24 protein-coding genes are annotated in these 26,147 nt (G+C 70.9%); 14 read left to right on the top strand and 10 right to left on the bottom strand.

The window, feature by feature from the left end; genetic code table 11:
• Positions 1–86: 86 nt before the first annotated feature.
• Genes ABFX55_RS13065 through ABFX55_RS13055 form a run of 3 tightly spaced genes read left to right on the top strand, consistent with a single transcriptional unit; the run spans position 87 to position 4,716 of the window.
• On the top strand, positions 87–1,064 hold the full coding sequence (locus ABFX55_RS13065) for an AAA family ATPase (RefSeq protein WP_346120786.1): 978 nt from the start codon (positions 87–89) through the stop codon (positions 1,062–1,064).
• Entirely contained in the window at positions 1,064–2,314 is a 1,251-nt protein-coding gene (locus ABFX55_RS13060) for a DUF58 domain-containing protein (RefSeq protein ID WP_346121973.1), read from the top strand. The genes ABFX55_RS13065 and ABFX55_RS13060 overlap by 1 nt, the downstream gene beginning before the upstream one ends.
• Complete coding sequence (locus ABFX55_RS13055; protein ID WP_346120784.1) at positions 2,311–4,716, top strand: transglutaminase TgpA family protein; 2,406 nt, start codon at positions 2,311–2,313, stop codon at positions 4,714–4,716. Before ABFX55_RS13060 ends, ABFX55_RS13055 begins: the two co-directional genes overlap by 4 nt.
• A gap of 60 nt (positions 4,717–4,776) precedes the next feature.
• Here the strand turns inward: ABFX55_RS13055 and ABFX55_RS13050 are convergent, their stop codons facing one another.
• The 3 genes from ABFX55_RS13050 to ABFX55_RS13040 form a co-directional block, all read right to left on the bottom strand.
• A complete protein-coding gene (locus ABFX55_RS13050) occupies positions 4,777–5,175 on the bottom strand; it encodes a DUF3040 domain-containing protein (protein WP_183659052.1) in 399 nt (132 codons plus the stop codon).
• 205 nt (positions 5,176–5,380) lie between these two features.
• Positions 5,381–6,622: a DNA polymerase IV gene (locus ABFX55_RS13045; RefSeq protein WP_346120782.1), complete on the bottom strand. Its 1,242-nt coding sequence runs from the start codon at positions 6,620–6,622 to the stop codon at positions 5,381–5,383.
• Positions 6,623–6,687: 65 nt separating this feature from the next.
• Entirely contained in the window at positions 6,688–7,443 is a 756-nt protein-coding gene (locus tag ABFX55_RS13040) for a methyltransferase (protein WP_346120780.1), read from the bottom strand.
• Positions 7,444–7,641: 198 nt separating this feature from the next.
• On the opposite strand from ABFX55_RS13040, the gene ABFX55_RS13035 reads away from it, so the two are divergent.
• Positions 7,642–8,553, top strand: a complete 912-nt coding sequence (locus ABFX55_RS13035; RefSeq protein WP_346120778.1) for a cation diffusion facilitator family transporter — start codon at positions 7,642–7,644, stop codon at positions 8,551–8,553.
• A 35-nt stretch (positions 8,554–8,588) separates the two neighbouring features.
• Here the strand turns inward: ABFX55_RS13035 and ABFX55_RS13030 are convergent, their stop codons facing one another.
• From ABFX55_RS13030 to ABFX55_RS13015, 4 genes are all read right to left on the bottom strand, one after another.
• On the bottom strand, positions 8,589–8,927 hold the full coding sequence (locus tag ABFX55_RS13030; protein WP_346120776.1) for an MmcQ/YjbR family DNA-binding protein: 339 nt from the start codon (positions 8,925–8,927) through the stop codon (positions 8,589–8,591).
• A 274-nt stretch (positions 8,928–9,201) separates the two neighbouring features.
• The gene (gene nusB / locus ABFX55_RS13025) at positions 9,202–9,612 is read right to left on the bottom strand and encodes a transcription antitermination factor NusB (RefSeq protein ID WP_183659042.1); all 411 of its coding nucleotides are present in this window, start codon (positions 9,610–9,612) and stop codon (positions 9,202–9,204) included.
• A complete protein-coding gene (gene efp / locus ABFX55_RS13020) occupies positions 9,613–10,173 on the bottom strand; it encodes an elongation factor P (protein WP_183659040.1) in 561 nt (186 codons plus the stop codon).
• Positions 10,174–10,197: 24 nt separating this feature from the next.
• Positions 10,198–11,229, bottom strand: a complete 1,032-nt coding sequence (locus ABFX55_RS13015; protein ID WP_346120773.1) for a M24 family metallopeptidase — start codon at positions 11,227–11,229, stop codon at positions 10,198–10,200.
• A 132-nt stretch (positions 11,230–11,361) separates the two neighbouring features.
• Here ABFX55_RS13015 and ABFX55_RS13010 point away from each other — a divergent pair, with 132 nt between their 5' ends.
• The 5 genes from ABFX55_RS13010 (at position 11,362) to ABFX55_RS12990 (ending at position 16,982) form a co-directional block, all read left to right on the top strand.
• A complete protein-coding gene (locus ABFX55_RS13010; RefSeq protein WP_346120771.1) occupies positions 11,362–13,074 on the top strand; it encodes a glycoside hydrolase family 9 protein in 1,713 nt (570 codons plus the stop codon).
• A gap of 334 nt (positions 13,075–13,408) precedes the next feature.
• Positions 13,409–14,275 (top strand): AAA family ATPase, encoded by an 867-nt coding sequence (locus tag ABFX55_RS13005; RefSeq protein ID WP_346120769.1) that lies wholly within the window; start codon positions 13,409–13,411, stop codon positions 14,273–14,275.
• Positions 14,268–15,347, top strand: a complete 1,080-nt coding sequence (locus tag ABFX55_RS13000) for a vWA domain-containing protein (RefSeq protein WP_346120767.1) — start codon at positions 14,268–14,270, stop codon at positions 15,345–15,347. Before ABFX55_RS13005 ends, ABFX55_RS13000 begins: the two co-directional genes overlap by 8 nt.
• Entirely contained in the window at positions 15,328–16,416 is a 1,089-nt protein-coding gene (locus tag ABFX55_RS12995) for an XdhC family protein (protein WP_346120765.1), read from the top strand. The genes ABFX55_RS13000 and ABFX55_RS12995 overlap by 20 nt, the downstream gene beginning before the upstream one ends.
• Positions 16,416–16,982, top strand: coding sequence for a nucleotidyltransferase family protein (locus ABFX55_RS12990; protein WP_346120763.1), 567 nt, complete (start codon positions 16,416–16,418; stop codon positions 16,980–16,982). The genes ABFX55_RS12995 and ABFX55_RS12990 overlap by 1 nt, the downstream gene beginning before the upstream one ends.
• A gap of 83 nt (positions 16,983–17,065) precedes the next feature.
• On the opposite strand, the gene ABFX55_RS12985 is transcribed toward ABFX55_RS12990, so the two are convergent.
• Entirely contained in the window at positions 17,066–17,953 is an 888-nt protein-coding gene (locus tag ABFX55_RS12985) for an endonuclease/exonuclease/phosphatase family protein (RefSeq protein ID WP_346120761.1), read from the bottom strand.
• Between the two features lie 104 nt (positions 17,954–18,057).
• On the opposite strand from ABFX55_RS12985, the gene ABFX55_RS12980 reads away from it, so the two are divergent.
• On the top strand, positions 18,058–19,098 hold the full coding sequence (locus ABFX55_RS12980; protein ID WP_346120759.1) for an LLM class F420-dependent oxidoreductase: 1,041 nt from the start codon (positions 18,058–18,060) through the stop codon (positions 19,096–19,098).
• Here the strand turns inward: ABFX55_RS12980 and ABFX55_RS12975 are convergent.
• A complete protein-coding gene (locus ABFX55_RS12975) occupies positions 19,079–20,428 on the bottom strand; it encodes a PIG-L family deacetylase (protein ID WP_346120757.1) in 1,350 nt (449 codons plus the stop codon). The genes ABFX55_RS12980 and ABFX55_RS12975 overlap by 20 nt on opposite strands.
• A gap of 259 nt (positions 20,429–20,687) precedes the next feature.
• Here ABFX55_RS12975 and ABFX55_RS12970 point away from each other — a divergent pair, with 259 nt between their 5' ends.
• The 4 genes from ABFX55_RS12970 to ABFX55_RS12960 all read left to right on the top strand — a co-directional run bounded on the left by ABFX55_RS12970 (position 20,688) and on the right by ABFX55_RS12960 (position 25,746).
• Positions 20,688–22,907, top strand: a complete 2,220-nt coding sequence (locus ABFX55_RS12970; RefSeq protein ID WP_346120755.1) for a glycosyltransferase family 4 protein — start codon at positions 20,688–20,690, stop codon at positions 22,905–22,907.
• Between the two features lie 3 nt (positions 22,908–22,910).
• Positions 22,911–23,054, top strand: a complete 144-nt coding sequence (locus tag ABFX55_RS49800; protein ID WP_428834762.1) for a putative leader peptide — start codon at positions 22,911–22,913, stop codon at positions 23,052–23,054.
• 95 nt (positions 23,055–23,149) lie between these two features.
• Positions 23,150–24,439 (top strand): dicarboxylate/amino acid:cation symporter, encoded by a 1,290-nt coding sequence (locus tag ABFX55_RS12965; protein ID WP_346120754.1) that lies wholly within the window; start codon positions 23,150–23,152, stop codon positions 24,437–24,439.
• A gap of 182 nt (positions 24,440–24,621) precedes the next feature.
• Complete coding sequence (locus ABFX55_RS12960) at positions 24,622–25,746, top strand: hypothetical protein (protein ID WP_346120752.1); 1,125 nt, start codon at positions 24,622–24,624, stop codon at positions 25,744–25,746.
• Position 25,747: 1 nt separating this feature from the next.
• On the opposite strand, the gene ABFX55_RS12955 is transcribed toward ABFX55_RS12960, so the two are convergent.
• Entirely contained in the window at positions 25,748–26,134 is a 387-nt protein-coding gene (locus ABFX55_RS12955) for a PH domain-containing protein (protein WP_346120750.1), read from the bottom strand.
• Positions 26,135–26,147: the final 13 nt, after the last annotated feature.

Genomic DNA, 26,147 nt, shown 5'->3' with positions numbered 1-26,147 from the left:
GTCGTACACACAATGAAAAGGAATGGCAAGGCTCCCGCAATAGCAGCCCGAGCGGACCGGCCGTTGCACTTCTCCATGGAGGCCTGGTGGCAGTAACCCATGACGTCTCTCCCCAGCTCGACGAGCTGGTCTCCACCGCTCACCGGATTCGGCAGGCGATCGAATCGGTGATCGAGGGGAAGAGTGACGCCGTCCGGCTGACCCTGACCGTGTTGCTGTCGGAGGGCCACCTTCTCATCGAAGATGTCCCGGGCGTCGGCAAGACCATGCTGGCCAAGGCGTTGGCGCGCTCCATCGACTGTCCTGTCAGGCGTGTGCAGTTCACCCCCGACCTGCTGCCCAGCGACATCACAGGAGTGAGCGCCTACAACCAGCAGACGAGGGAGTTCGAGTTCAAGCCCGGCCCGATCTTCGCCAACATCGTGGTCGGCGACGAGATCAACAGAGCCTCGCCCAAGACCCAGTCGGCGCTGCTGGAGTGCATGGAGGAGCACCAGGTGACCGTCGACGGCGTCACCTATGAGCTCGACTCCCCCTTCATGGTGATCGCGACGCAGAACCCCATCGAGATGGAGGGCACCTATCCCCTTCCCGAGGCGCAGCGCGACAGGTTCACCGCCAGGGTGGCGATGGGCTATCCCGAGCCCGCCGCCGAGCTGGAGATGCTCGACGTGCACGGCGGCACCTCCCCGCTGGACAAGCTGCAGCCCGTCGCCACCACCGCCGAGGTGCGCGCGCTGATCGAGGCCGTGCGCGGGGTCTACGTCTCGCAGGCGGTGAAGAAGTACGCCATCGACCTCGTGACCGCCACCCGCCACTCCCCCGACCTGCGTCTGGGCGCCTCGCCCAGGTCCACGCTCCAGCTGGTGCGCGCCGCGAGGGCGCACGCCGCGCTCTCGGGTCGCGACTACGTCATCCCCGACGACATGCAGGAGCTGGCCATCCCCGTCCTGGCCCACCGGCTGCTGCCGAGCATCGAGGCGCAGGGCCAGCGCCGCATGCCCGAGCAGGTGGTCACCGAGCTCGTACGGCGGGTGCCCGTGCCGGAGACCCGAGCGTCGTGATGGCCGGACTGCGCGCGCTCACCTCCAGGGGCAGGTCGTTCCTGGCCTCGGGGGTGGCCGCGCTGCTGATGGCGCTGCTGCTCGGCGAGCACGACCTGCTGAGGATCGGCGTGCTGATCATGTCGCTGCCGCTGCTCGCCGCTCTGGTCGTGGCCAGGACCCGCTACCGGCTGAGCTGCGCCAGGCGCCTCGACCCTCCCAGGAGGGAGGTGGGCGGCGAGGCGACCGTCACGTTGCGGCTGGAGAACGTCACCCGCCTGCCGACCGGGCTGCTGCTGATCGAGGACACCGTTCCCTACGCCCTCGGCGCCAGGCCGAGGTTCGTCCTGGACAGAGTGGAGTCCAAGGGCATCAGGGAGATCGACTACCGCGTCCGCTCCGACCTGCGCGGCCGCTACACCATCGGCCCCCTGTCGGTACGGATCACCGACCCCTTCGGCCTGGTCGAGCTGACGAGGGCGTTCACCATCAGCGACACCCTCGTCGTGACGCCCCAGGTGGTGGCGCTGCCGCACGTGCGCCTGTCCGGGGAGTGGACCGGCGGCGGCGACAGCCGTACGAGGAGTGTGGCGGCGGCGGGCGACGACGACGTCGCCCCTCGCGAGTACCGGCAGGGCGACGACCTGCGCAGAGTGCACTGGCGCTCCACCGCCCGCCACGGCGAGCTGATGGTGCGCCGCGAGGAGCAGCAGTGGCAGAGCAGGGGGGCGCTGCTGCTCGACACCCGCAGGCACGCCCACCGCGGCGAGGGTCCCCGCTCCTCCTTCGAGGTGGCCGTCTCCGCCGCCGCCTCGATCGGCCTGCACCTGGCCCGTGAAGGACTGGGCGTGCGTGTGGTCACCGACCAGGGGCCCGAGCACCTGAGCGAGAGCGGGGTCGGCTGGTCGCTGCTCGACACGCTCGCCGTGGTGCGCAACAGCCCCGCCAGGTCGCTGGAGCTGGGCATCAACGCGCTGCGCCAGGGCGGAGGCGACGGCCTGATCGTCGCCGTGCTCGGCGCCATGGAGCCGGAGGAGGCCAGGGAGCTGGCCAAGGTCAGGCACGGCGGCGCGACGGGCGTGGCCGTCCTGCTCGACGTGGAGGGCTGGGAGGCCAGGGAGTACGGCTCGGCCGACCGCAGGCAGGCGGTCGAGGCGGTGCTGGCCGGGTCGGGCTGGCGGATCGTCACCCTGTCCGCGGGCACCTCCCTCGCCACCGTCTGGCCGAGCGCGGGTGTCAAGACCCGCTTCGCCGTGGGAGGTGCGGCATGAGGCTGCCCATCTGGTCGGGCGTCGCCACCCTGGCGGTGTCGCTGACGCTCTATCCGCTGTTCGAAGGCGGCGCGTGGCTGTGGGGCTCGCTCGGAGTGGTCCTCGCCGTCACCGCCGCGGGTGTGGTGAGCAGCAGGCTGACCCTCCCCGGGTGGGCGGCACCGGTGCTCGGCCTGGTCGCGCTCGGCGTCTACCTCACCGCCGTCTACACCGGTGAGAAGGCGTGGGCGCTCCTGGTGCCGACCAAGGAGTCGGCAGGGGCGCTGCTCGACCTGCTGGCCACGGGCTTCGCCGACATCCAGCGCTTCGCCGCCCCCGTGCCCGACGACCCCCCGATCGCCATGCTCACCACCGCGGGCGTCGGGCTCATCGCGATCGTCGTCGACCTGTTCGTCACCCGCCTGCGCAGGGCGGCGCTGGCCGGCCTTCCGCTGCTGGCGCTGTTCACGGTGCCCGCCGCGGTGCTGCCCGACCCGATCGGCTGGCCCGCCTTCATCCTCGGCGCGCTCGGCTTCACCAGCCTGCTGATCGCCGACGGCCGCGAGCGCGTGGGGCACTGGGGCAGGGCCGTCCTGGTACGGCGCAGCCGCGCCGCCGAGAGCGGCAACCAGGAGACGGCAGACACACGCGGGCTGCGCCTTTCCGGCAAGCGCATCGGGTTCACCGCGATCGCGCTGGCGGTGGTGCTGCCCGCGCTGCTGCCGACGCTCGAGCCCGACCCGCTGTTCGGGTTCGGGGTGGGCGGCAGCGGCAAGGGCAAGGGCGGCACCATCAGCGTGCCGGACCCGGTCGCCGACCTCAAGGGACGGCTGAAGCTTCCCGAGAACACCACCGTTCTCTCCTACACCAGCAGTGACGACGCGCCCCGCTACCTGAGGATCTACGCCCTCGACGTCTTCGACGGCGAGCGCTGGACGATGAACCAGACCAAGGGCCGGCCGGAGAACAGGATCGACCAGGGGCCGCTCCCTCCGCCACCCGGCCTCGCGTCCTCGACCAAGACGTCGAGGGTCGAGACCGACATCCAGATCAGCGACGACGTCGACCCGCTGAAGTTCCTGCCGCTGCCGTACCCGCCGCAGCTGGTGAGGGCGGAGGGAGACTGGCGCGCCGACGTCGACTCGCTGATGGTCTTCTCCTCGGGCGACCTGGCCAGCGGCCTGCAGTACCAGGTGGTCAGCACCGAGCCCGAGCCGACCGCCGACCAGCTCGACGCCTCCTCGGAGCGTCCCGAGGTCGACCCTCGCTACCTGCAGCTGCCCGAGCTGCCCACGCGGATCAGGGAGCTGGCCACGGAGGTCGTGGCCGACAGCCCGACGAAGTACGAGGCGGCGGTCAAGCTCCAGCAGTTCTTCACCAGGACGGGGGGCTTCACCTACAGCCTGGAGACCCAGGGGCACAACACCGAGGCGCTGACCGACTTCCTCATCCAGAGCAGGACGGGCTACTGCGAGCAGTTCGCCTCAGCGATGGCGGTGCTGGCCAGGTCGATCGGGATCCCCGCGAGGGTGGCCATCGGCTACACGGGCGGGACCAAGATCGAGAACCGCTGGGAGGTGCGCACGCACGACTCCCACGCCTGGCCCGAGCTGTACTTCGAGGGGGTGGGCTGGCTGGCCTTCGAGCCGACGCCCGCGGGCAGCGCGGGACAGGGCACCGCCCGCGTCCCCGACTACTCGCTGCCGAGGCCCGCCGAGACCACGCCGAGCACCGACGACCCGAGCACGAGCCCCACCACGGGCTCCGACACCCCTTCGGGCGCGCCCAACAGCCGCGACAGGCTGAGGGAGCTCGACCCCGAGGGCGTCTACAGCGGCCCGATCACGCCGGTGGAGACCACGCCGCTCTGGGTCACGATCGGCCTCGGGGTGGCCGCGCTGCTGATCCTGCTGCTCATCCCCGCGATGGTCAGGCTGGTGATCAGGAACCGGCGGGTGCGGGCGCTGACCTGGAAGATCTCAGGACCCTCCGACGAGGTGACGGCCAGGGCGGAGAAGGTGGACCGCTCGGTCGCCGCGGCCTGGGCGGAGCTCGACGACGTGCTGTGCGACTACGGGATGGCGCGGGCGTCGAGCGAGACCCCGAGGGCGCTGGCCCGCAGGCTCACCCAGCAGCACGAGTTCGACGCCGAGGCGGCGGGAGCGATCACCTCGATCGCCTCCGCCGTGGAGCGGCTGCTGTTCGCGCGTGACCCCGGCTCGATCACGCCGCTGAAGAAGGAGCTGCGGATCGTACGGCGGGCGCTGGCGGCCACGGCCTCACGCGGCAGGCGGATCAGGGCGACGCTGCTGCCGCCCTCCACCCTGCTGCGGATGCGCGGCGTGGGAGAGAGAGTGCTGGACGGCTTCGACCGCCTGGAGAACATCAGGCTCTGGAGCAGGGCAGCACGAAAGAACGCCTGACCCTCGTGTCGTGCGGCCGTTCCTCGGACGGAGCGGCCGCACGATCAGGTAAGGATCAGATCAGCGCTCGTCGTGACGACGGCGCCAGCGTTCTTCCATGCGTTCCATGAAACTTCCCCGGTTGCCCCGGCGCTGGCCCTTGCCCGGCGTTGGCACGCCGGACCCGGACGCACCGGAGTCACCGAATCCGTTCATGCGCTTCCAGCTGGACAGACCCCACAGACACGCGGCGAGCATGACCACGAAACCGCCGACGCCGAGCGGGATCTGGGCGATCACGACGCCGACCATCATCACGACGATGCCCAGCGCAAAGCCGATGGAGGCTTTGACCAGGCGTCGCTTGTAATGGCTGCGCGGATCGCTGATCCGAACGGTATTGGCCCACTTCGGGTCCTCGGCGTAGAGGGCCTGCTCGATCTGGTCGAGCAAGCGCTGCTCGTGCTCAGAGAGCGGCACGGCGCCTCCCAAGGACGGCCCCATTTCGGGGAAGACGGCAACGGACGACACGGGGTGTCCGAACCTCGCGGTCGGTTATCCCCAGAATACGAGGCTGTAGACGTAGGCGAAAGAAAACGTCCAACGTAGACCAAACCGGAGGTGACGTCATAGCTCTAGACATGCCTATTCTCCCCCACCCTCCGAGATGTCGCGACATCGGGCGTCATGCCTCCATTTCATCAAGTCGTCCCCGGACTAGTGAAGCCGGGACCACCGCATCGGGGCCGAATCTTCTGATCGCTTTGTCCATCGCTCGTTCGGCCTCCCTCCAGCCGGTCTCCTTCTCACCCAGGCTGAGCTGGTGAGATGCCGACCCGGCCGGCTTGAGGTTCTCCATGCGGACCCCGACAAGACGGAGCCTGACCCGCTCGAGCCCGGCCGCCACGAAGAGCTCGCAGGCCGTCGCGTAGATCTCCTGCGCGACGTCGGTCGGCTCACGCAGCGTCCGCGACCGGGTGATCGTGGAAAAGTCGGCGCGGCGCAGCTTCACACTTACTGTTCTGCCCACATGGCCGCCCGCACGCACCCTGGCGGCCACCCGTTCGGACAACCGCAGCAGTTCGCGCTTGATCACTTCGGGATCGTCGACGTCGGCGGCGAACGTCTCCTCCGCGCCGATGCTCTTGTCCGGCACGTGCGCGGTCACGGGGCGCTCGTCGCGGCCCCACGCCAGCGCGGCCAGGTGGGTGCCCGCCGCGTGGCCGAGCTCGCGCTGCAGCGTCGTCAGCGGAACCCTGGCCAGATCGCCCACGCTCCTGATGCCCAGGCGCACCAGCGCCTGCTCGGTGCGCTCGCCCACGCCCCACAGGGCGCTGACGGGCAGCGGATGGAGGAAGTCGACCACCTTGTCGGCGGGCACGACGAGCAGGCCGTCGGGTTTGCACTGCTTGGAGGCGAGCTTGGCGACGAACTTGCTGCTGGCCACGCCGACCGAGCAGGTGATGCCGAACCTGTCCAGCACCTCGGCGCGGATCCTTGCCGCGATGTCGGCGGGCGAGCCCAGCCTGCGCCTGGCGCCCGCCACGTCGAGGAAGGCCTCGTCGGAGGCGATCGGCTCCACCAGCGGGGTGATCGAGTGGAAGATCTCCATCACGCCCTTGGAGACCTCGGAGTACTTGCCGTGGCTGGGCGGGATGATCACGGCCTGGGGGCACATCCTGCGGGCCCTGCTCATCGGCATGGCCGAGTGCACGCCGTACTGCCTGGCCTCGTAGGTGGCGCTGAGCACCACGCCGCGGCCGGCGGGCGAGCCGACGATCACGGGCCGGCCCCTCAGCTCGGGACGGTCGAGCAGCTCGACGCTGGCGAAGAAGGCGTCCATGTCGACGTGGAGGATCGGGCACGCGCTGTCGTCGGCCCCGATCCTGGCGACGGGGCCGACTCCGGTGATCTGCTTGCGCGACACGACGTGATTCTACCCGAACATTCGTTCGACAGACCTCCGCGCGCGGAGGACGTCCGGCGAGGGCCTCACTTGTGGCCCAGGACGTGCAGCTGGGTGGCGATGTCGCGCAGCACGGGATGCGTGGCCGCGGCCTGCTCCAGCGCGACCAGGGCCTCGGCCGCGCCGGGCTCGCCGTCGACCAGGCGGCTCGGCACGAGGTCGGCGAAGACCCTGACGCCGTGCACCTCCCCCACCTGGAAGCCGGTCGCCGAGAGGAGCTCAGCGAGCGTCTGAGCGGTGAACCTGCGCGGGGTGGGGTCACGGTCGCCCCAGCGCCCCTGCGGGTCCTCCAGGACGGCTCTGGCCTCGTCGAAGTGCCCGGCAAGCGCCCTGTGGATGGCGCTGGCGACGGGATTGGCCGCCAGCACGCTGACCGCGCCTCCCGTGCGCAGCAGCCCCGCCACGGCGGTCAGCGCGGAGATCGGGTCCTCGACGTACTCCAGCACGCTGTGGCACAGCACCAGGTCGGCGCCGTCGCGGGGCAGGAGCTCACCGAGGTCGGCCGCGTCGCCCTGCATGGCCCGCACGCCCACCCCCCGCTCGGCCGCCCTGCGCTCGAGCGCGAACAGCGAGTCGGGGCTCGGGTCGACCACGGTGACCGCGTGGCCCAGCTCGGCCAGCGGGACGGCGAAGCCGCCCGTGCCGCCTCCCGCGTCGACGATGTCGAGCCGCTCGCGGCCCGTCTCCCGCGCCCTCGCGGCCAGCACCGCCCGCAGCGCGTCCCAGACGACGGCGGTGCGCACCGCCGGGGTCGCCTGCTTGGTGATGCTCTCAGCACGCAACGTCGGCTCGCCTCCTCGATTCCTCCGCGCTGGTGGCCCCGAACGCGATGTCTGCAGGGGTCGGCCCCGCGCGGCTGCCGTCCGCACAGGGGCGCTCCCCCTGTCGCGGCCCGCCCCCGCGAGGGAGAAGCACCGCGACACGGGCCAGCCTACGCCGTCAGGAGCGGGCTGGGCATACTAGATCACGGGGAGGTCACGGTGGGCGGTGGACACGGGCACGGGCAGGCGAGCGCCACGGCGCGGCACCACGGCAGGCTGCTGGTCGTCGTCGCGATCACCTCGCTCGTCTTCGTCGTGCAGGTGGTCGGCGGCATCGCGGCCAACAGCCTGGCGCTCATCTCCGACGCGCTGCACGTGGCCACCGACATCACCGGCGTCCTCATGGCGCTGATCGCCTCGCACTTCGCCGCGAGGCCCGCCTCCGAGCGGCGCACGTTCGGCTACTACCGCCTGGAGATCCTGGCGGCGATGGTGAACGCGGTCGTGCTGTTCGGCATCGCGATCTGGGTCTTCAGCGAAGCGTGGACGCGCCTGTTCGCCCCTCCCGAGGTGTCGTCGGGGCTGGTGCTGGTCATCGCGCTCTTCGGCCTGGCGGTCAACGCGCTCTCCCTCGGCCTGCTGCACAGGGGGCAGCAGGAGTCGCTCAACGTGAGGGGTGCCTACCTGGAGGTCCTGGGCGACCTGCTGGGGTCGGTGGCGGTCGTGGTGGCCGCGGTGGCCATCCAGCTGACCGGCTGGTGGGTCATCGACCCGATCGCCTCGGTCGTGGTGGCGACGATGATCCTGCCGAGGGCGTGGCGGCTGCTGCGCGAGGCCGTCGAGGTGCTGCTGGAGGCCACGCCGAAGGGCATGGACCTGAGCGAGATCCGCAGGCACATGATGGACAGGCACGGCGTGCTGGACGTGCACGACCTGCACGCCTGGACGCTGACCAGCGGGCTGCCCGTGCTGTCGGCGCACGTCGTGGTGGAGGACTCACGTCTCAGGGACGCGGGGCGGCTGCTCGACGAGTTGCACGAGACGCTGCTCGGGCGCTTCGACGTCGAGCACTCCACGATCCAGATCGAACCCGTCGGCCACTCCGACCACGAGGGCGCCAGGCACGCCTAGCCGCCGGCCTCCACACCTACGCGCGGCCTCCATGCCTACGCGTCGAAGGCGGCCAGGACGCGTTTGGGGGCGCGCAGGCGCCAGGCGTCGGTGAGCAGTTCGGCCAGCTCCTCCACCTCGACGGCGCCGAAGCGCACCAGCACCGCGGCGTGGCCGTCGTAGTGCGGCAAGGTGAAGAACGTGCCGGGCTCGGCGGCGACCAGCTCGCGCTTGTGCTCCTCCGAGGCCACGGGCAGCACGAGGACGTCGCCCTCCTCCCTGATCCTGGCGAACCACCTCGCCTTGACGTAGAAGGCAGGCGTGCCGTGCATGGGCCGCTCGGCGCTCTCGGGCAGCTCGAGCGCGATCCGCCGCACGTCGTCCTCGGTCACCATGTCCCCATCATGCCGCCCGCCCCCGGCCAGAACCACCCGGGCGGGCGCGTGGTTCCGTCTTCGGGAACCGAGAACGCAGGTGAGGTGATGCCGTTCTCGAGGGCGCGAGGAGAGCCACGGACGCGGTCTCGTGGAGGCGCGTGTGAGGGAGTCCGCTTCCGGGGTCCGTTGACCGGGCCCGGCCACGTGCGCTGGAGGAGCGTTCCCCTGGACGGACCCGGGCCACGCACCGAGGGTGGCGCGTGGCCAGGCCTGGCCGTACAGGAGAACGGGTTTACAGGGTGATGCTGGGTTTGAGCTGCTTGAAGCGCGCCAGGAGGCCGTTGATGAACTGGGGCGACTCGTCGGTGGACAGCTCGGAGGCCAGGTGCACCCACTCGCTGATCACCACGCCCTCGGGCACGTCGGGCATCCACAGCAGCTCGTAGGTGCCGCCGCGCAGCAGGTTGCGGTCGACCGCGGGCATGCGCTCCAGCGTCCACCCCTCGGCGTAGGTCGTGATGAGCTCGTCGATGCGCGCCGCGTGCCGGGCCACACCCTCGACGATCGCCGAGGTGTACTCGTTGACCGGCGGCTCCTGCCGCTCCACGCGCTCGGCGAGGATCTTCAGCGGGTCTTCCTCACGCGCCTCGGCCTCGAAGAGGATGTCGAGGGCGCGCCTGCGTGCTTTACCTCGGGCGGACACTCAGGCCCGGCCGAGGTATTCGCCGCTGCGGGTGTCGACCTTGACCTTCTCGCCGGTCGTGATGAACAGCGGCACCTTGATCTCGGCGCCGGTCTCGAGCGTGGCGGGCTTGGTGCCACCGGTGGAGCGGTCGCCCTGAAGGCCGGGCTCGGTGTTGGCGATCAGCAGCTCGACCGCCGCGGGCAGGTCGACGTAGAGCGCGGCGCCCTCGTTGAAGGCGACGGTGGCCAGGGTGTTCTCGAGCATGTAGTTGGCGGCGTCGCCGACGGTCTTGGCGGGCACGTTGACCATGTCGTAGGTCTCGGTGTCCATGAAGACGAAGTCGTCGCCGTCCTTGTAGGAGAACTGCATCTCGCGCTTGTCGACGTTGGCCACGTCGACCTTCACGCCGGCGTTGAAGGTCTTGTCCACGACCTTGCCCGAGAGGACGTTCTTGAGCTTGGTGCGCACGAACGCACCGCCCTTGCCCGGCTTGACGTGCTGGAACTCCACAACGGACCAGAGCTCACCGCCGTCGAGCTTCAGCACGATGCCGTTCTTGAGGTCGTTGGTCGTCGCCACTCGCTTCTCCCGGATGCGGCCGCTCTACAGGACGAGCAGCTCCTTGGTCGTCTTCGTGAGGAGTTCCGATCCGCCTTCACGCGTCACGAGCGTGTCCTCGATGCGGACCCCACCCCGGCCCGGAAGGTACACCCCCGGCTCGACAGTGATCGGAACTCGATCCTCTAGTCTACCGGTCCGCGAAGGACCCAGGAACGGCTCCTCGTGGATCTCCAGGCCGACGCCGTGTCCCAGGCCGTGGCGGAAGTGCTCGGCGTGTCCCGCCTCGGCGATCAGCGACCTGGAGGCGGCGTCGACGTCGCTCGCCCCTGCGCCCGGTCGCACGGCCTCGCGCCCGGTCCGCTGGGCCTCGCGGACGAGGTCGTAGACCTCCCGCTGCCAGCCGTCGAGGTGGCCGAGGGCGACGGTGCGGGTCATGTCGGCGTGGTAGCCCTTGTAGAGGGCGCCGAAGTCGAGGGTGACCAGGTCGCCCGCGCGCAGCTCGCGGTCGGTCGGCGCGTGGTGCGGGACGGCGCCGTTCTCGCCGGCCGCCACGATCGACTCGAAGGCGGGCCTGTCGGCGCCGAGCTCGACCATGCGGGCCTCGAGCACGCGGGCGACCTCGCGCTCGGTCACGCCCGGCCGGATCCTGTCCTGGATGTCGGCGAAGGCCTGGTCGGAGATGGCGCAGGCGGTGCGCAGCAACTCGATCTCCTCCTCGTCCTTGACCGTGCGCAGTCGCTCGACGAGGGGCTCCAGCGCGACCAGACCCTCGCCCAGCCGGTTGTAGACCGCCACGGTCATGTGCCCCGCCTCGATGCCGACGCCCTTCGCGGCCAGCTCGCCCGCGACGTCGGTGGCCTCCACGACCTCGACGTCGAGCCCGCGCGTCTTGTCGATGTAGCGGGAGTCGGTGGCCAGGCGCGCCGAGCCGTCCGCCCTGACCAGGACGGCGGCGTTGGAGCTGTCGAGTCCTGTGAGGTAGCGGACGTTGACCGGGCTGGTGACGAGAACGGCTTCGACGCCGTGCGGCAACGCGGCGAGGGCGGCCCTGCGCCGGGCGAAATCCATGGGCATTTCACCAAGTATTGACCACGTTCGCGGCAGGCGGCTACGGTCGCCTTGAAGGTTAGGAAGGTTTACTAACTTGTGGAGCAGCCGATGCGGATCGTCTTAGCCCTCGCCCTCGCCCTCACAGGAGCGCCAGCCATGCAACCGAGTGGCCACATCCGCGTCGACCAGGTCGGTTTCGCGCCGGGCGAGGCCAAGCACGCCTATCTCATGACCAGCGGAAAGCCTGCCGGCTTCACGGTGGTGGACAGCAGGGGCAGGCCGGTGCTGAAGGGCACGGCGGGCCGCGACCTCGGCGCGTGGAACGCCGCCTACGCCCACGTCTACGACCTCGACCTGACCGGGCTGAAGCGGCCCGGCAGCTACCGGATCAAGTCGGGCGGCCTCACCTCCGCCGAGTTCGCGATCGCCCCCTCTCCCCTGCTGGCGCTGCCCGCCTCCAAGATCGTGACGTTCTTCGGCGGCCAGCGCGACGGCGGCAGGCGCCACTCCACGGACAAGGCGGCCGACGTCTACGACTGGCCCGTCTTCACCGGGCCCGACACCGACCAGATCAAGGGCGAGCTGACAAAGGTCGGTGGCCCCGTCGACGTCGAGGGCGGCTGGTTCGACGCGGGCGACTACCTGAAGTTCACCCACATCCTGGCCTACGTCGACACGCTGATGTGGGCGGCCAGAAGGGACGGAGGGCGGTTCACCGACCCACGTCTGAGGTCCGAGGCCGAGCACGGCCTGAAATATCTGGACAAGATGTGGGACGGGAAATCCAAGACTCTCTACATCCAGGTGGGCGTCGGCGCGGGCAACGCCGAGGGCACCTTCGTCGGCGACCACGACATCTGGCGCCTGCCCGAGAGCGACGACTCCTCAGCGGAGAAGTACATCCGCAACCGCCCGGTCTTCAGGGCCGCCCCGCCCGGCGAGCCGATCAGCCCCAATCTCGCCGGCCGTACGGCGGCGGCCTTCGCGCTGGCCGCCCAGGTCGAGCCCGACAGGCGCAGGGCGCGGGCGTGGCTCGACCAGGCCGCCGAGATCTACGCCATGGCGAAGACCACGGACGTCGGCCCGCTGGTCACCTCCCTGCCGCACGCCTTCTACCCCGAGAGCGTCTGGCGCGACGACATGGAGCTGGGCGGCGCCGAGCTGGCGCTGGCCGCCCAGCGCCTCGGCGACCCCAGGGCGGCCCAGTGGCTGGCGCAGGCCTCCCACTGGGCGCAGGAGTACATCGCCAACGACACCGGCGACACCCTGAACCTCTACGACGTGAGCGCCCTGGCCCACACCGACCTGATCAGGGCGGGGGCGGCGATGAAGGACGCCCTGGCCGCCGATCTGAAGGCGCAGCTGGAGATCGGCGCCTCCCGCGCCGCGAAGGACCCGTTCAGGGCGGGAGCGCGCTACGACCAGTTCGACTCGGTGCCGCACGCCTTCGGCCTGGCCGCCACTTCCAGGCTCTACAGGTCGGTGACGGGTGACCGCTCCTACGACGCCTTCGGCACCCAGCAGCGGGGGTGGGCCTTCGGCGCCAACCCATGGGGCGTCTCCTTCGTCCAGGGCGTCGGCGACAACTCGATCGCCTGCCCGCACTACCAGATCGCCAACCTGACGGGCAGGCCCGCGACCGGCGCCGTGGTCAACGGGCCCAACGCGGCCTCGCTGTTCGACGACGGACTCGGCGGCCACTTCGAGGAGATGGCCAAGTGCCCCGCCGACGGCGTGGACCGATACGAGGAGTTCACCGGGCGCGGCAGCAGGTTCGTCGACGACGTGCGGTCGTGGCAGGCCTCCGAGCCCGCCGACGACTTCGCCGCGATCGCGCTCTACGCGCTCACCCTGATGGCCAGGGACTGACCCGCCCGTACGGCGGGGTCAGCGCTTCCTGCCGATCCCGCCGTACTGGTGCACCTAGCGGCCGGTGTACTCGGTGGCGCCCAGATCTCCTCGCCCACCGCCCTGTCGGGCGCGTGGTGTCCCTGCCGCCCAGCCAGTAGTCCCGCACCCTGGCCGGGTGCTGCACGCTGGAGTCGATCCTGTCGAGCCTGTCCCGAGAGTCACTGGAGCCCCCCGTGTGGTCGGTCCGCTCTGGTCAAGATCGATCTAATTGATCGTCCGCGGGAGCGGCCGCGTGTCCCGAATTCACGCTCGGCCGTAGCCTGAAGGGGTGCTGCGGCGGACAATCAAGGCAATGGACATCGAGTCGCCCGCGAAACTGGCCGACCTGCTCGACCAGCACGCCTACCTCGCCGACGAGGGGCTGTCGACGGCCGTCTTCCTCGCCCTCAAGATGGGACGCCCGTTGTTCCTCGAGGGAGAGGCGGGGGTCGGCAAGACCGAGCTGGCCAAGACCATGGCCCTGCTCCTCGACGCCCCGCTGATCCGCCTGCAGTGCTACGAGGGCCTCGACGCCGCCCAGGCGCTCTACGACTGGGACTTCGCCCGCCAGCTGCTCCACCTCAAGGCGGCGGAGGCGGCCGGGATCACCGACGCCGGCAGGCTGGAGGGCGAGATCTACGACCGGCGCTTCCTCATCGCGCGCCCGCTGCTCAGGGCGATCGAGACCGATCCCGCGGTGCTGCTGGTGGACGAGATCGACAGAGCCGACGACGAGTTCGAGGCGTTCCTGCTCGAGGTGCTGTCGGACTTCACGATCTCCGTCCCCGAGCTCGGCACGATCAGCGCGCGCACGCCGCCTGTCGTGGTCGTCACCTCCAACCGCACCCGCGAGGTCCACGACGCGCTCAAGCGCCGCTGCCTCTACCACTGGCTCGAGCATCCGAGCTTCGAGCGGGAGGTGGCCATCCTGCTGCGCAGGCTGCCCGAGTGCACCGAGGCGCTGGCCCGCCAGGTGGCGGGCACGGCCGCGCGGCTGCGCGAGCACGGCCTGGTCAAGCCGCCCGGCATCGCCGAGACACTCGACTGGACCGAGGCCCTGCTCACGCTCGGCGCCCGCGACCTCGATCCGGGGCTGGCCGCCGTCACGCTCGGCGCGGCGCTGAAGTACAGGGAGGACGTGGAGAAGGTGCTCGGCAGCGGGGTCCTCGGCCGTGCGTAAGCTGGCAGCCACCATGACGGGCTTCGCCCGCACGCTGCGGGCCGCAGGGGTGGGGGCCGACCACGAGCGCACCCAGAACCTGCTGAAGGCCCTCGGCCACCTCGACGTGGCCCGCCGCGAGGACGTCTACTGGGCAGGCCGCCTCACCCTGTGCGCCACGCCCGACGACCTGCCGCGCTACGACCGCTGCTTCGCCGCCTACTTCGGCGGCAGGCGGGCCGTGCGGGGCCTGACGAGAGCCGCGACGGTCACCAGGCACCTGGCAGGGGGCGAGGGAGAGGGCGAGCGGGGCCAGGAGGCGGTGCTCGCCACCGCCAGCCCTGTCGAGGTGCTGCGCCAGAGGGACGTGTCGGCGCTGAGCGAGGCCGAGCGCGCCGAGGTGCACCGCATGCTCGCCCTGCTGCGTGCCCGCAGGGAGCGGCGGCTCTCGCGCAGGCTCGTACCCTCCCGCAGGGGCAGGCTCGACCAGCGCAGGACCGTCCGTGAGGCGCTCAGGAAGGGCGACGTCGCGCGCCTGCGCCACCGCGACCGCACCACCAGGCCGCGCAAGGTGGTGCTGCTGGTGGACGTCAGCGGCTCGATGGCCCCCTACGCCGAGACGGTGCTGCGCTTCGCGCACGCCATGGCCAGGACCGAGCCCAGGGCCACGCGGGTCTACTCGATCGGCACCAGGCTCACGCCGATCAGCGTCGAGCTGCGCCACCGCGACCCCGGCACCGCGCTCGCCGAGGTCTCCAAGGCGATCCCCGACTGGAGCGGGGGCACCCGGCTCGGCGAGGAGCTGCGAGAGCTGCTGACCAGGACCAGCGTGCGCGGCGCGATCGTGGTCGTCGCCTCTGACGGCTGGGAGCGCGGCGACCCCGCGCTGCTCGGCGAGCAGATGGCGCGGCTGGCCCGCCAGGCGCGGCGGGTCATCTGGGTCAACCCGCACAAGGGACACGAGGACTACCAGCCGCTCACCGGGGGGATGCGCGCGGCGCTGCCGTTCATCGACGACCTGGTGGCAGGCCACAGCCTGGCCGCCTTCGAGGAACTCTCCGAGAGGCTTTCAGATGCGCGACGTCCTGCCTGAGATCATGCGGTGGTGGGAGTCCGGGCTGCGCTTCGGCCTGGCGACCGTGGTCCGGACCTTCTCCAGTGCGCCCAGGCCTCCTGGGGCGGCCATGGCGGTGCGCGGCGACGAGGTGGTGGGCAGCGTCTCGGGCGGCTGCGTCGAGGGGGCGGTCTTCGAGCTGGCCTCCGAGATCGAGACCCCCGTGCTCCAGAGGTACGGCGTCAGCGACGACGACGCCTTCTCTGTGGGGCTGACCTGCGGCGGCACCATCGACATCCTCGTCGAGCCGATCTCGATCGAGTCCTATCCCGAGATGGGTGAGATCTTCGCCTCCGTCAGGGCGCACGAGCCTGTGGCCGTCGCGACGGTCGTGGCGGGCCCCGGTGTCATGGGCGCGCGCAGGGTGATCTGGCCAGGCCGCGCCTCGGGCTCGCTCGGAGTCGAGCGGCTGGACGAGGCGGTGGACGACGACGTGCGCGGCATGCTGGCCCAGGGCCTGACCGGGATCAGGCACTACGGCGAGCACGGCGAGCGCCGCCTGGACGACCTGTCCGTCTTCGTGCAGTCGTTCGCGCCGCCGCCGCGCATGCTGGTCTTCGGCGCCATCGACTTCGCCGCCGCCGTCGCGCGCATGGGCAAGTTCCTCGGCTACCACGTCACCGTCTGCGACGCCAGGCCCGTCTTCGCCACCGCCAAGCGCTTCCCCGAGGCCGACGAGGTGGTGGTCAAGTGGCCGCACGACTACCTGGCCTCCATCCAGGTCGACGAGCGGACGGTGATCTGCGTGCTCACCCACGACCCGAAGTTCGACGTGCCGCTGCTGGAGGTGGCGCTGCGCACCCGCGCGGGCTACGTCGGGGCGATGGGCTCGCGCCGTACGCACGAGGACAGACTGGCCAGGCTGCGGGAGGCGGGTCTGACCGAGCGGGAGCTGAGCCGGCTGCGCTCACCCATCGGGCTCGACCTGGGGTCGCGCACGCCCGAGGAGACCGCCGTGTCGGTGATGGCGGAGCTGATCCAGTTGCGCTGGGGTGGGAGCGGTCGCCCGCTGAGCGAAACCGGCGGGCGCATCCACGGGGAGGTCTGATGACACAGGTGGTGGGGCTGCTCCTGGCGGCCGGGCGAGGGGCGCGCCTCGGCAGGCCCAAGGCGCTGCTGGAGTACGAGGGCGAGCGGCTGGTCGACAGGGGTGTGCGGCTGCTGCACGAGGGCGGCTGCCACCCGGTGATCGTCGTGCTCGGCGCGGCGACGGTGCAGGTGCGCGGCGCGGTGGTGGTGCGCAACCCCTCCTGGCGTGACGGCATGGGCTCCTCGCTGCGGGTGGGCCTGGCCGCGCTGCCCTCCGACGCCACGGCGGTGGTGGTCGCGCTGGTGGACCAGCCGTTCGTCGTGCCCGCCGCGGTGCGGGCGCTGATCGACAGCGGGGCCGAGCTCGCCGTCGCCACGTACGGAGGGCGCCGCCGCAACCCGGTGCTGATCGCCAGGCGGCACGTCGAGCGGGTGGCGGAGCTGGCGGTGGGCGACGTCGGGGCCAGGCCGTTCCTGAAGGCCCACCCCGAGCTGGTCACCGAGGTGGAGGTGCCCGGCGATCCTCGCGACATCGACACGCCCGAGGACCTGGCCCGCCTGGTGGCCGGTGAGGCCCCCGGCTGACCGGGGCGCGCACCGGGTCAGGGCGGGCCGGGTCAGGGGCGGGCCGGGTCAGGGGCGGGCCGGGTCAGGGGCGGGCCGGGTCATCAGAGGCGAAAGGAGGCCGTCGCGGCGCGGTGGTCGCTGCCCGTCGCGGGGGCCACTCCCGCGTGGGTGGGCTTCAGCCCCTTGTAGAGGATGTGGTCGGGCCTGGTGATCGGGAAGCTCGACGGCCAGGTGAACCCGAACCCCTCCCCCACCTCCTCCTGCGCGTTGAGCAGCGGCGGCGTGAGGTTGCTCAGGCCCCTGTCGTAGGTGGCGGTGTTGAGGTCGCCGAGCAGCAGGATGCGCTCGCTCTTGTCGGCCTCGATGAGCTTGCGCGCCTCCGCCAGTGTCCTGTCGCGGGTCGCGGTGTGCCCGGGACGGGCGGAGGCCAGGTGCATCACGTAGACGGTGACGTCGCCCTCGGGGGTCTTGGCCACCGTGCGCAGGGCGCGCTCCCAGCCGAGGCCGACGTCGAAGTAGTCGGGTTCGGACAGCGGGAACCTGCTCCACAGCCCGACCGTGCTGACGTTCCGGTGGAACTTGAAGATCTTGTTGAGCGCCTTGGCGGCGGGCCCTCCGGGCGTGAGCTCCTGCGCGGCGACCATGTCGAGGCCCTCGGCGATGGCCCGCACCGCCGAGCCCGAGGAGTTGTTGCGCACGCCCACGTTGACCGTGGCCACCGACAGGTCGCTGGCCCCTCCCGGGGACGAGCGCAGCACGTCGGGGCCGAACATCACGCCCCACACCAGGGCGGGAAGCAGGGCCGCCACGGCGGCCCCCGCCGAGCGCGCCAGCAGCGCCAGGAGCAGCAGCACCGGTATCGCGAGCCCAAGCCAGGGCAACAGACTCTCCATGATGGGGGTGAACCCACCCAGCGCGGGAATCAGACGGTGTCCCGCCAGAATCGCCGCCAGGACGATCGCCCCCGCGATCACCGCACGCTTCAGCACGCTGCTCCTCTCGCCCCCTGAGTTGACCAGGTTAGGCGGTCGCCGAGCGACACGCGAAGCGCTAACCTGAGGCCGAACATAGTTCGGTTACTAGGGAGTTCGGCATGCGGATCGGGATGGCGCTCAACTACTCAGGGGGCTTCAAGGAGACGGTCGCCGAGCTGGCCGACTACGAGAAGGCCGGGCTCGACATCGTCTTCGTGGCCGAGGCCTACTCCTTCGACGCCGTGAGCCAGATGGGCTACATCGCGGCCAGGACCGAACGGCTGGAGATCGCCTCCGGCATCCTGCCGATCTACTCGCGCACGCCCACCCTGCTGGCCATGACGGCCGCGGGCATGGACTACGTCTCCGACGGGCGCTTCACGCTGGGCCTCGGCGCCTCGGGTCCGCAGGTGATCGAGGGCTTCCACGGCGTGCCCTACACCGCCCCGCTGGGCCGTACGCGCGAGGTCATCGAGATCTGCCGCAAGGTCTGGGAGCGCGAGCGCGTCACCTACGAGGGCAAGCACTACACGCTGCCGCTGCCGGCCGACAAGGGCACGGGGCTCGGCAAGCCGCTCAAGCTGATCAACCACCCCGTGCCCTCGCGCATCCCGATCGTGGTGGCCGCCATCGGCCCGAAGAACGTCGAGCTCACCGCCGAGATCGCCGAGGGCTGGGAGCCGATCTTCTACATGCCGGAGAAGGCCGCCGACGTCTGGGGCCCCTCGCTGGCGGCGGGCAAGGCCAAGCGCGACGCTTCGCTGGGCGAGCTCGACGTCATCGCGCAGGCCGCGCTCTACATCGGTGAGGAGGGCGCGGGACTGCTGGAGCTCGGCAGGTCGATGGCCGCGCTCTACATCGGCGGCATGGGCGCCAAGGGCAAGAACTTCTACAACGAGCTGGCCTGTCGCTACGGCTACGAGAAAGAGGCCGAGCAGATCCAGGAGCTTTACCTCGCGGGCAGCAAGAAGGAGGCCGAGGCGCTGGTTCCCCAGGAACTGCTGGAGAAGATGTCGCTCATCGGCTCCGAGGGGTTCGTGCGCGACCGGGTGCAGGCGATGAGGGAGTCGGGCGTCACCACGCTCAACGTCACGCCGCTCGGCCGTACCCACGAGGAGCGCATCAAGCTCCTGGAGAAGGTCAAGGAGCTGGCGGCCTAGCCCGTCCCACGGCGTGGAACCACCGCTGCCCGGGCTCTCGCCTGTCGCAGCGGGCCACTCTGAGCCTGGCGCGCCGGAGGAGCAGGTCGTCCTGCCGCAGGCAGCCTCTCGCGGTGCTCACCTGGCCCGCGTCGGCGAGGGTCCAGCGCTGCCGCCTGCTCCCGTCGCAGGCGGCCACCCTGGGCGCACGACCGGCGGCCGTCAGGCAGCGTCCGTCCATGGCGCTGCGCAGGGTGGCCCCCTTGGTGTACCAGCTCTGCGCGCGGGTGCCGTCGCAGGCGTAGGTCCGCACGGCGTCCCTCGCCGAGGGCCCGTCGCGGACGGCCAGGCAGCGCGCGGTGGCCGAGTCGTCGTTCGGCGCGCTGGTGGAGCCCGCCCCCGACACGATCGTGTCCTCGACAGGCGCGGGGCCCTGCCGCCGGTACTGCCTGGCGACCCAGGCAGTCTCGCTTGCTCCCACCCTGGGCGGCGCGGCCCCGCAGCCGCCGGGCCCGCAGGTCACCTGCACCACGTACGCCTCGAAGATCGCCCTCTTGCGGGTGCTCTCGTCGAGGGTGAGGTTGGCGGGCAGCGCCGAGATGCCGTACGTCCGGTAGAAGGCGAGCTCGGGCCGCAGACCCGGCGTGGCGGCCATGGCGTGGCGCGCGGCGAGCAGCGTGTAGCGGGCGGTCACGGCGTGGTCACTGTGGTCGACCGACTGGGTGGTGCTGTAGCCGAGGCGGGTGCTGTGGTGGTCGAGTGTGCGGATGACGTCGGGCCTGAAGCGCTGGATCAGCCCACGCAACGCGGCTATCAGGGCCCTTTCGTCGTAGCGGGCCGAGCCGTCCACGGTGGTGATCCGGCCGTGGCCGCCGCGGAACAGCTTGAGCAGGCTCTGCCTGCCGTACGCCGCGCTTCCGCCCCCCTTGGGAAAGCCGTCGGGCAGGCCCATGAAGATCAGCTGGATGTCGCCGCGCTCCTTGGGGGGCTTGACGAGGGAGTAGGCGCGCAGTCTGCGCCCGCCCGCTCTCAGGTCGGACCTTCTCCACGTGTTCGACACCCCCGCCATGACGGCGTAGGCCGCGCGGACCCCGTTCTCCCTGCTGCTGACGTAGTCGCCCGTCTGCCCCGCGTCGCCCGCGGTCAGGTAGACCACGCGCAGGCAGGCGCCCCTGTCGTAGTCGCGGCTGAGATCGGGGTTGACGAAGAGCAGGTCGTCGTCCTGATGCGCGACGGACACGAGTGTCGTGCGCGCGCACGACACCCTCGCGGCCTCCGCGGCGGCGGGCGCCACGACGAGGCCGCCCATCAGGCCCAAGCAACTCAACAGCGCGGTCACGGCTCTGTTCACGACGGCTAGATTGCCGCTCTTCCCGCCGCTGACCTGGCGACTTTCCGTTCCGTTGCGAAGATCTTACAGCGCGTGGCGACCCTCGGACAGCGGCACGCCGCGCGTCAAATCCCCGCCAACAACGCCCCATGCGTTGCCTGGCGCGCGCCGCGCCGCCGCCAAAGGCGGGCACGCTTGGCGAGCCGTCGCATCATCCGGAGTCCGGCGCGGAACGGCTAGCAGTACACCAGGTCATTCCCTTCGTGGTGACGGAGAACCGATGAAGATCGTCTTTCTGATCCAGAACCTGTACGGCATCGGCGGGACGATCCGTTCCACCGTCAACCTCACCGCGGCGCTGGCCGAGCGGCACGAGGTGGAGGTCGTCAGCATCCTCAGGACCGCCGACCAGCCCTCGTTCGACATCGACGCCCGCGTCACGGTGCGCGACCTGGTCGATCTGCGCGAGAGCTCCCCCGACTTCGCTGGAGACGACCCACGGCAGGCCCAGCCGTCGGAGGACGCCGCGAAGGGCGACACCAGGGGCCACCACCACTGCTCCCTCCTGACCGACGAACGCATGGCGGCCTACCTGGCCGAATGCGACGCCGACATGGTCATCGCGACCAGGCCGGCCCTGATCGCCTACCTGGCCAAGTACGGCACCCGCCGCTACCTGAAGGTCGGCCAGGAGCACTGGATCCACAACGGCCACAGCCAGAGGCTGCGGGCAGACCTCCGCGAGCTCTGCCCGGACCTCGACGTGCTCGTGACCGTCTCCGAGGGTGACGCCGAGGTGTACAGGACGAAGATGCCCTTCGCGGACACGGCCGTCGTGTCGATACCCAACAGCGTGCCCCAGCCGAAGGTGGGGCCTTCCACCCTCGACACCAAGACGATCGTCGCCGCGGGGCGGCTGATCACGGTCAAGCGCTACCCGCTGCTGATCGAGGCGTTCGCCAAGGTGGCCGCCGAGCGCCCCGACTGGAGGCTGCGCCTGTACGGCAAGGGCCCGGAGGCCCCCCACCTCCAGCAGGTGATCGACGACCTCGGGCTCAACGGCCGCGCCCTGATGATGGGCCCCCGCTCCCCCATCGAGACCGAGTGGGCCAAGGGCTCCATCGCCGCGGTGTCGTCCCAGCTCGAGTCCTTCGGCATGACCATCGTGGAGGCCATGCGCTGCGGGGTCCCCGTCGTCAGCGTCGACTGCCCCTACGGCCCCGGCGAGATCATCAGCCACGGCAACGACGGGCTGCTGGTGCCCGAGGCCACGCCGTCCGCCCTGGCCGACGCGCTGCTGCGGTTGATCGAGGACGAGCCGCTGCGCCACGCGATGGGCGCGGCGGCGCTGCGCAGCGCGCAGCGCTTCGATCCCGCCGAGATCGCACTGCGCTACGAGCGGCTGTACGCCGAGCACATGCCGGCGCGCCGGGCGAGGGGGCTCGCCCGTCTCAGGGATCTGGGCGCGAGAACGATCGCGGGCGCGCGGTCACTGGTGCCGCGGAAAGCGGCCGACCAGCCGCTCCGGCCGCAGGCGCCCGTCACCACGCACTGCCTCGTGCGCCAGGACGGCGGCCTGACCATCCGGCTCATCAGGGAGTCCTGGGCCACCGGCGTCCTCGCCACCAACGCGCTGGCGCTGCGGCACCGCGGCACGGCGACCACGATCGAGGTGCCGCTCGTGCGGGCCGAGGACGGGGCGATGGAGGCGCGGCTCGACCGCGGGGCGCACCGGCTGGCCGAGGGACGCTGGGACGTCTACCAGGTCAGGCCCGGCAAGCGGCGCAGGCGGCTGCCCGCGGGGCTGTGCGACAGCCGCGCCCTGGTCAACGCCTTCCCCGACCTGCGCAGGCCGCTGGAGACCTGGACGCCCTACGCCACCGACACCGGTGAGCTGTCGCTGGCCGTCCGCGCCAGGAGCATGCACGCCGAGGTGACCGACGTGGTGTCCGCCTCCACCGGGCTCACCGTCCACGGGCTGCTGATCAACCTGCCCGAGGGACGACCGGCCCTTACCCTGCTGGCCGTACGGCGCATCGCGCGTCGCGCGGCTTCGTCCCTCGACCAGGACGACGCGACGGCCTCGTCCCTCGATCAGGACGAGGAGACGGCTCCTCTCCTCGACCAGGACGAGGAGACGGACCCTTCCCTCGACCAGGACGACGTGCCGGGCGCGCAGATCGCCCTGCGGGCCCAGGCCCACCTCGACGGCCGCTTCAGCTGCTCGGTGCCCTACCAGCGGCTGATGGAGGCGCGCAGCCACTCCCACGAGGTGTGGGACCTCTACCTGCGCCCCGGCGAGGAGGGCCAGGAGGGCGAGCCGATCCGACTCGGCCGGTTCTGCGACGACATCGCCGAGCGCAAGGGGGTGGAGCGCTACCCCCATCAGCAGATGGAGGAGGCCCTGGTCCGTCCGTTCTACACGGCAGGCAACGAGCTCTCGGTGCGCGTCGTCCCCGTCCCGGACGAGGATGAAAGCACACCCCTGACAGAGCATTGATCTGTGAGGCAGATCACATGTAAGGTCGGAATACCGTCCGTTTCACTACGGTTTACTGATTTCGTGAGGTTTTCTGTCCTGTCTGTGTGGCTCGTTGAGCGGCTGCACATCGATCTCTGTCGTCTGACCGGCTCCCTGTGTCGCTGATCGCGCTCTGACGAGCGCTCGATCGCCCCATCCCCTCACCCACCCCCCTTCCGCATGCCTATTTCGGCATGCCGTAGTACGGAGCCCTCCTCATCGTGAAGAGATTCTCGTTCTCCCTGCAGTTGCTGCTGGGCCTGGTCGTGGGCGTCGCCCTCGGCTTCGCGGCCCGCGTCTGGGACCTCGCCTGGCTGGCGACGACACTGACCGAAGTCGGAAAGATCTTCGTCCAGCTGCTCAAGCTGGCCGTGCCTCCGCTGGTGTTCACCGCCGTGGTGGTCAGCGTGGCCAACCTGCGCAACGTCAACGGCGCGGCCAGGCTGGCCGGCAAGACGCTGCTGTGGTTCCTGGCCACCGGGCTGATCGCCGTCATCGTCGGCATCGGCCTCGGCCTGATCCTCAACCCCGGCAGGGGCGTCACGCTGGCGACCGAGGGCGCCAAGGCGCCCGAGAGCGTCGGCACCTGGGTCGACTTCCTCACCGGCATCATCCCGACCAACATCGTCACGGCGTTCACCGAGCTCAACGTCCTCCAGATCGTCTTCCTGGGAGTCGTCCTCGGCGCGGCGGCCATGGCGATCGGCGAGAAGGCCGAGCCGTTCCTCAACTTCAGCCGTTCGATCCTCGAGCTGGTCCAGAAGGCGCTGTGGTGGGTCATCCGCCTGGCCCCCATCGGCACCGCGGGCCTGATCGGCAAGTCCGTGGCCACCTACGGCTGGGACCTGCTCGCGCCGCTGGCCAAGTTCAGCCTCGGCGTCTACGTGGGTTGCTTCATCGTCCTGCTGGCCGTCTACCCGACGCTGCTGGCCGTGGTCGCCAAGGTCAACCCGATCACCTTCTTCCGCAACGCGTGGCCCGCGATCGAGCTGGCCTTCGTCTCCCGCTCGTCGGTCGGCACGCTGCCGCTGACGCAGAAGGTCACCGTCGAGCGTCTGGGCGTCGACCGCGACTACGCCTCCTTCGCCGTGCCGTTCGGCGCGACGACCAAGATGGACGGCTGCGCCTCGATCTACCCGGCGCTGGCGGCGATCTTCGTGGCGCAGGTCTTCGACATCCCACTGGGCATCGGCGAGTACCTGCTGATCGCCTTCGTCTCGGTGGTCGGCTCTGCCGCGACCGCCGGCCTGACGGGCGCGATCGTCATGCTCACGCTGACGCTCAGCACGCTGGGCCTGCCGCTCGAGGGCGTCGGCCTGCTGCTGGCGATCGACCCGATCCTCGACATGATCCGCACCGCGACCAACGTGGCGGGGCAGATCGTGGTGCCGGTGCTCGTCGCCCGCGGCGAGGGCAGGCTCGACGAGGCGGTGCTCAACGCCCCGCCGCAGCCGCTCGACGAGGCGCCCCCGGTGCGCGTGAACCGGGCGCCTGAGCCGACGCCTGCCTGATCCGTTCCATCACGCGTGTGGGCGGGGAGCCGTGACGGCTCCCCGCCCACACGCGTGTCAGGGGAAGATCCACTGGTTGCGTGCCGATCTGTGACCCTGGGAGGGGCTCTCCACCCGGACCAAACAGGCCGAATTCCGATACATTCGTCCGACCCATATCTGTAAAAATCCGGAGTACGCGCATGGCCCACCTGCTGGACACCTTGGACGACGAGGTCCCCATCACCTATGGGCAGTTCCTGCTTCGCGGCGTGAGCGGGCTTCAAGGCGTGCACAACCGGGTCCACCTGGCCGAGCTCGACCGGCAGGTCTACCTCTACGCCAGCGCCGAGCACAGCCGCGTGAGGGTGGAGGTGTGGGACGGCGAGCCGCCCCCATGGGAGGGACACGGCAAACTCGTCGCCGACGCCAGCTGCGTCGCCGAGACGGGGGTCGTCGCGGTCACGCCGTACATGTTCGCGGGCTCGGGCCGCAGCGTGCTGATCGGTCCGGCCTTCTTCGAGTACGGCCTGCACCTGTACGCCCACAACGCCGAGCGCCTGCTGCGCTTCTGGCCGATCAAGGACGCCTTCGACCCCGCCCAGCACCTGCGTCCCGACGGCGTCGACGCCGAGGCCAAGCCGCAGGAGGCCGTGGAGACCCGCTCCGCGGCCGGCGACTGGGTCTCGATCAGGGTGCCAGGCTCGGGCGAGCCGCCCGCCCCCGCCTCTCCCGCCAAGGGCGAGGAGGAGTGGCCGCTCGACCACGAGCACGAGGTCAGGCTGGCCGAGCTGCTCGGCGACCTTCGTCCCCGGCTGCTGACCAGGCCGCCCACCTGGCTGCTCGACACCGACGAGGGCAACCGCCGCCGCTACCTGAACGAGCTGCGCAGCTCGGTGGCCGGTGCCAGGCGCCTCAACCCCGACGGGCTGCCGACCTTCCAGCTGGCCTCGGGCGAGCTGGGCGAGCGGCCCTCTCCCGGGCTCAGCTACCGGCTGTGGCAGTGGCGCCCGATCGAGGAGCCGAAGGAGGACACGCTCGCCGAGCGCGACCCGATCGACGCCGAGCCCACCGATCAGGACACCGCCCCGGACGGACCCGCCTCGGCCGAACTCGCCTCCCAGGCATCCGCCCTCGCTGCGTCCGCTCCCGAGACCCTCACCGCCGAGCGCGAGGTGCGGGCGCTCGACGTGCTGCGGCGGCGCAGGCTCGTGACGGGGATCGTGACCGTGCTGCGCGAGGAGAACGGCGTCGTGGAGGTGCGCGACGCGCTCCCTCCCGAGGTCGCCAGGGTGCTGGCGGCCGAGCGGGCCTGGGCGCTGGACTGACCTACTCCCCCGCCTCACCCTTGGCCTTGATCAACGCCGCCAGCTCGGCGGTGGCGCGGCGGGCGCGGGCCTTCTCGCTGCCCTGGATGCCCATCGCGCCCACCGTCAGCCCGTCGGAGAAGTCGATCTTCGGCCACGGGTCGCTCTCGAGCAGCGTGACCTCGAGCACCTCAGGCCAGGTGTAGCGGTGGGTGCGCAGCGCGTTGACCACGGTGATGCCCTGCTCGTCGGCCTCGACCCTGACCCTGCCGAGCAGGTGCAGCACCCACGCCACCCCGCACCCGAAGGCCACGATCATGATCTTGTCAGGGAGCTGGAAGGGCTCCGAGATGAAGATCGCCATCACGATCGCGCCGAGCACGATGAACCCCGCGAAGCTGTAGGCCACCCATCTCCCCCTC

This window comes from Nonomuraea roseola (assembly GCF_039535395.1).
Taxonomy (GTDB): domain Bacteria; phylum Actinomycetota; class Actinomycetes; order Streptosporangiales; family Streptosporangiaceae; genus Nonomuraea; species Nonomuraea roseola.
Note: the sequence above shows the minus strand (reverse complement) of the source record. Positions and strands in the feature narration are given on the sequence as shown.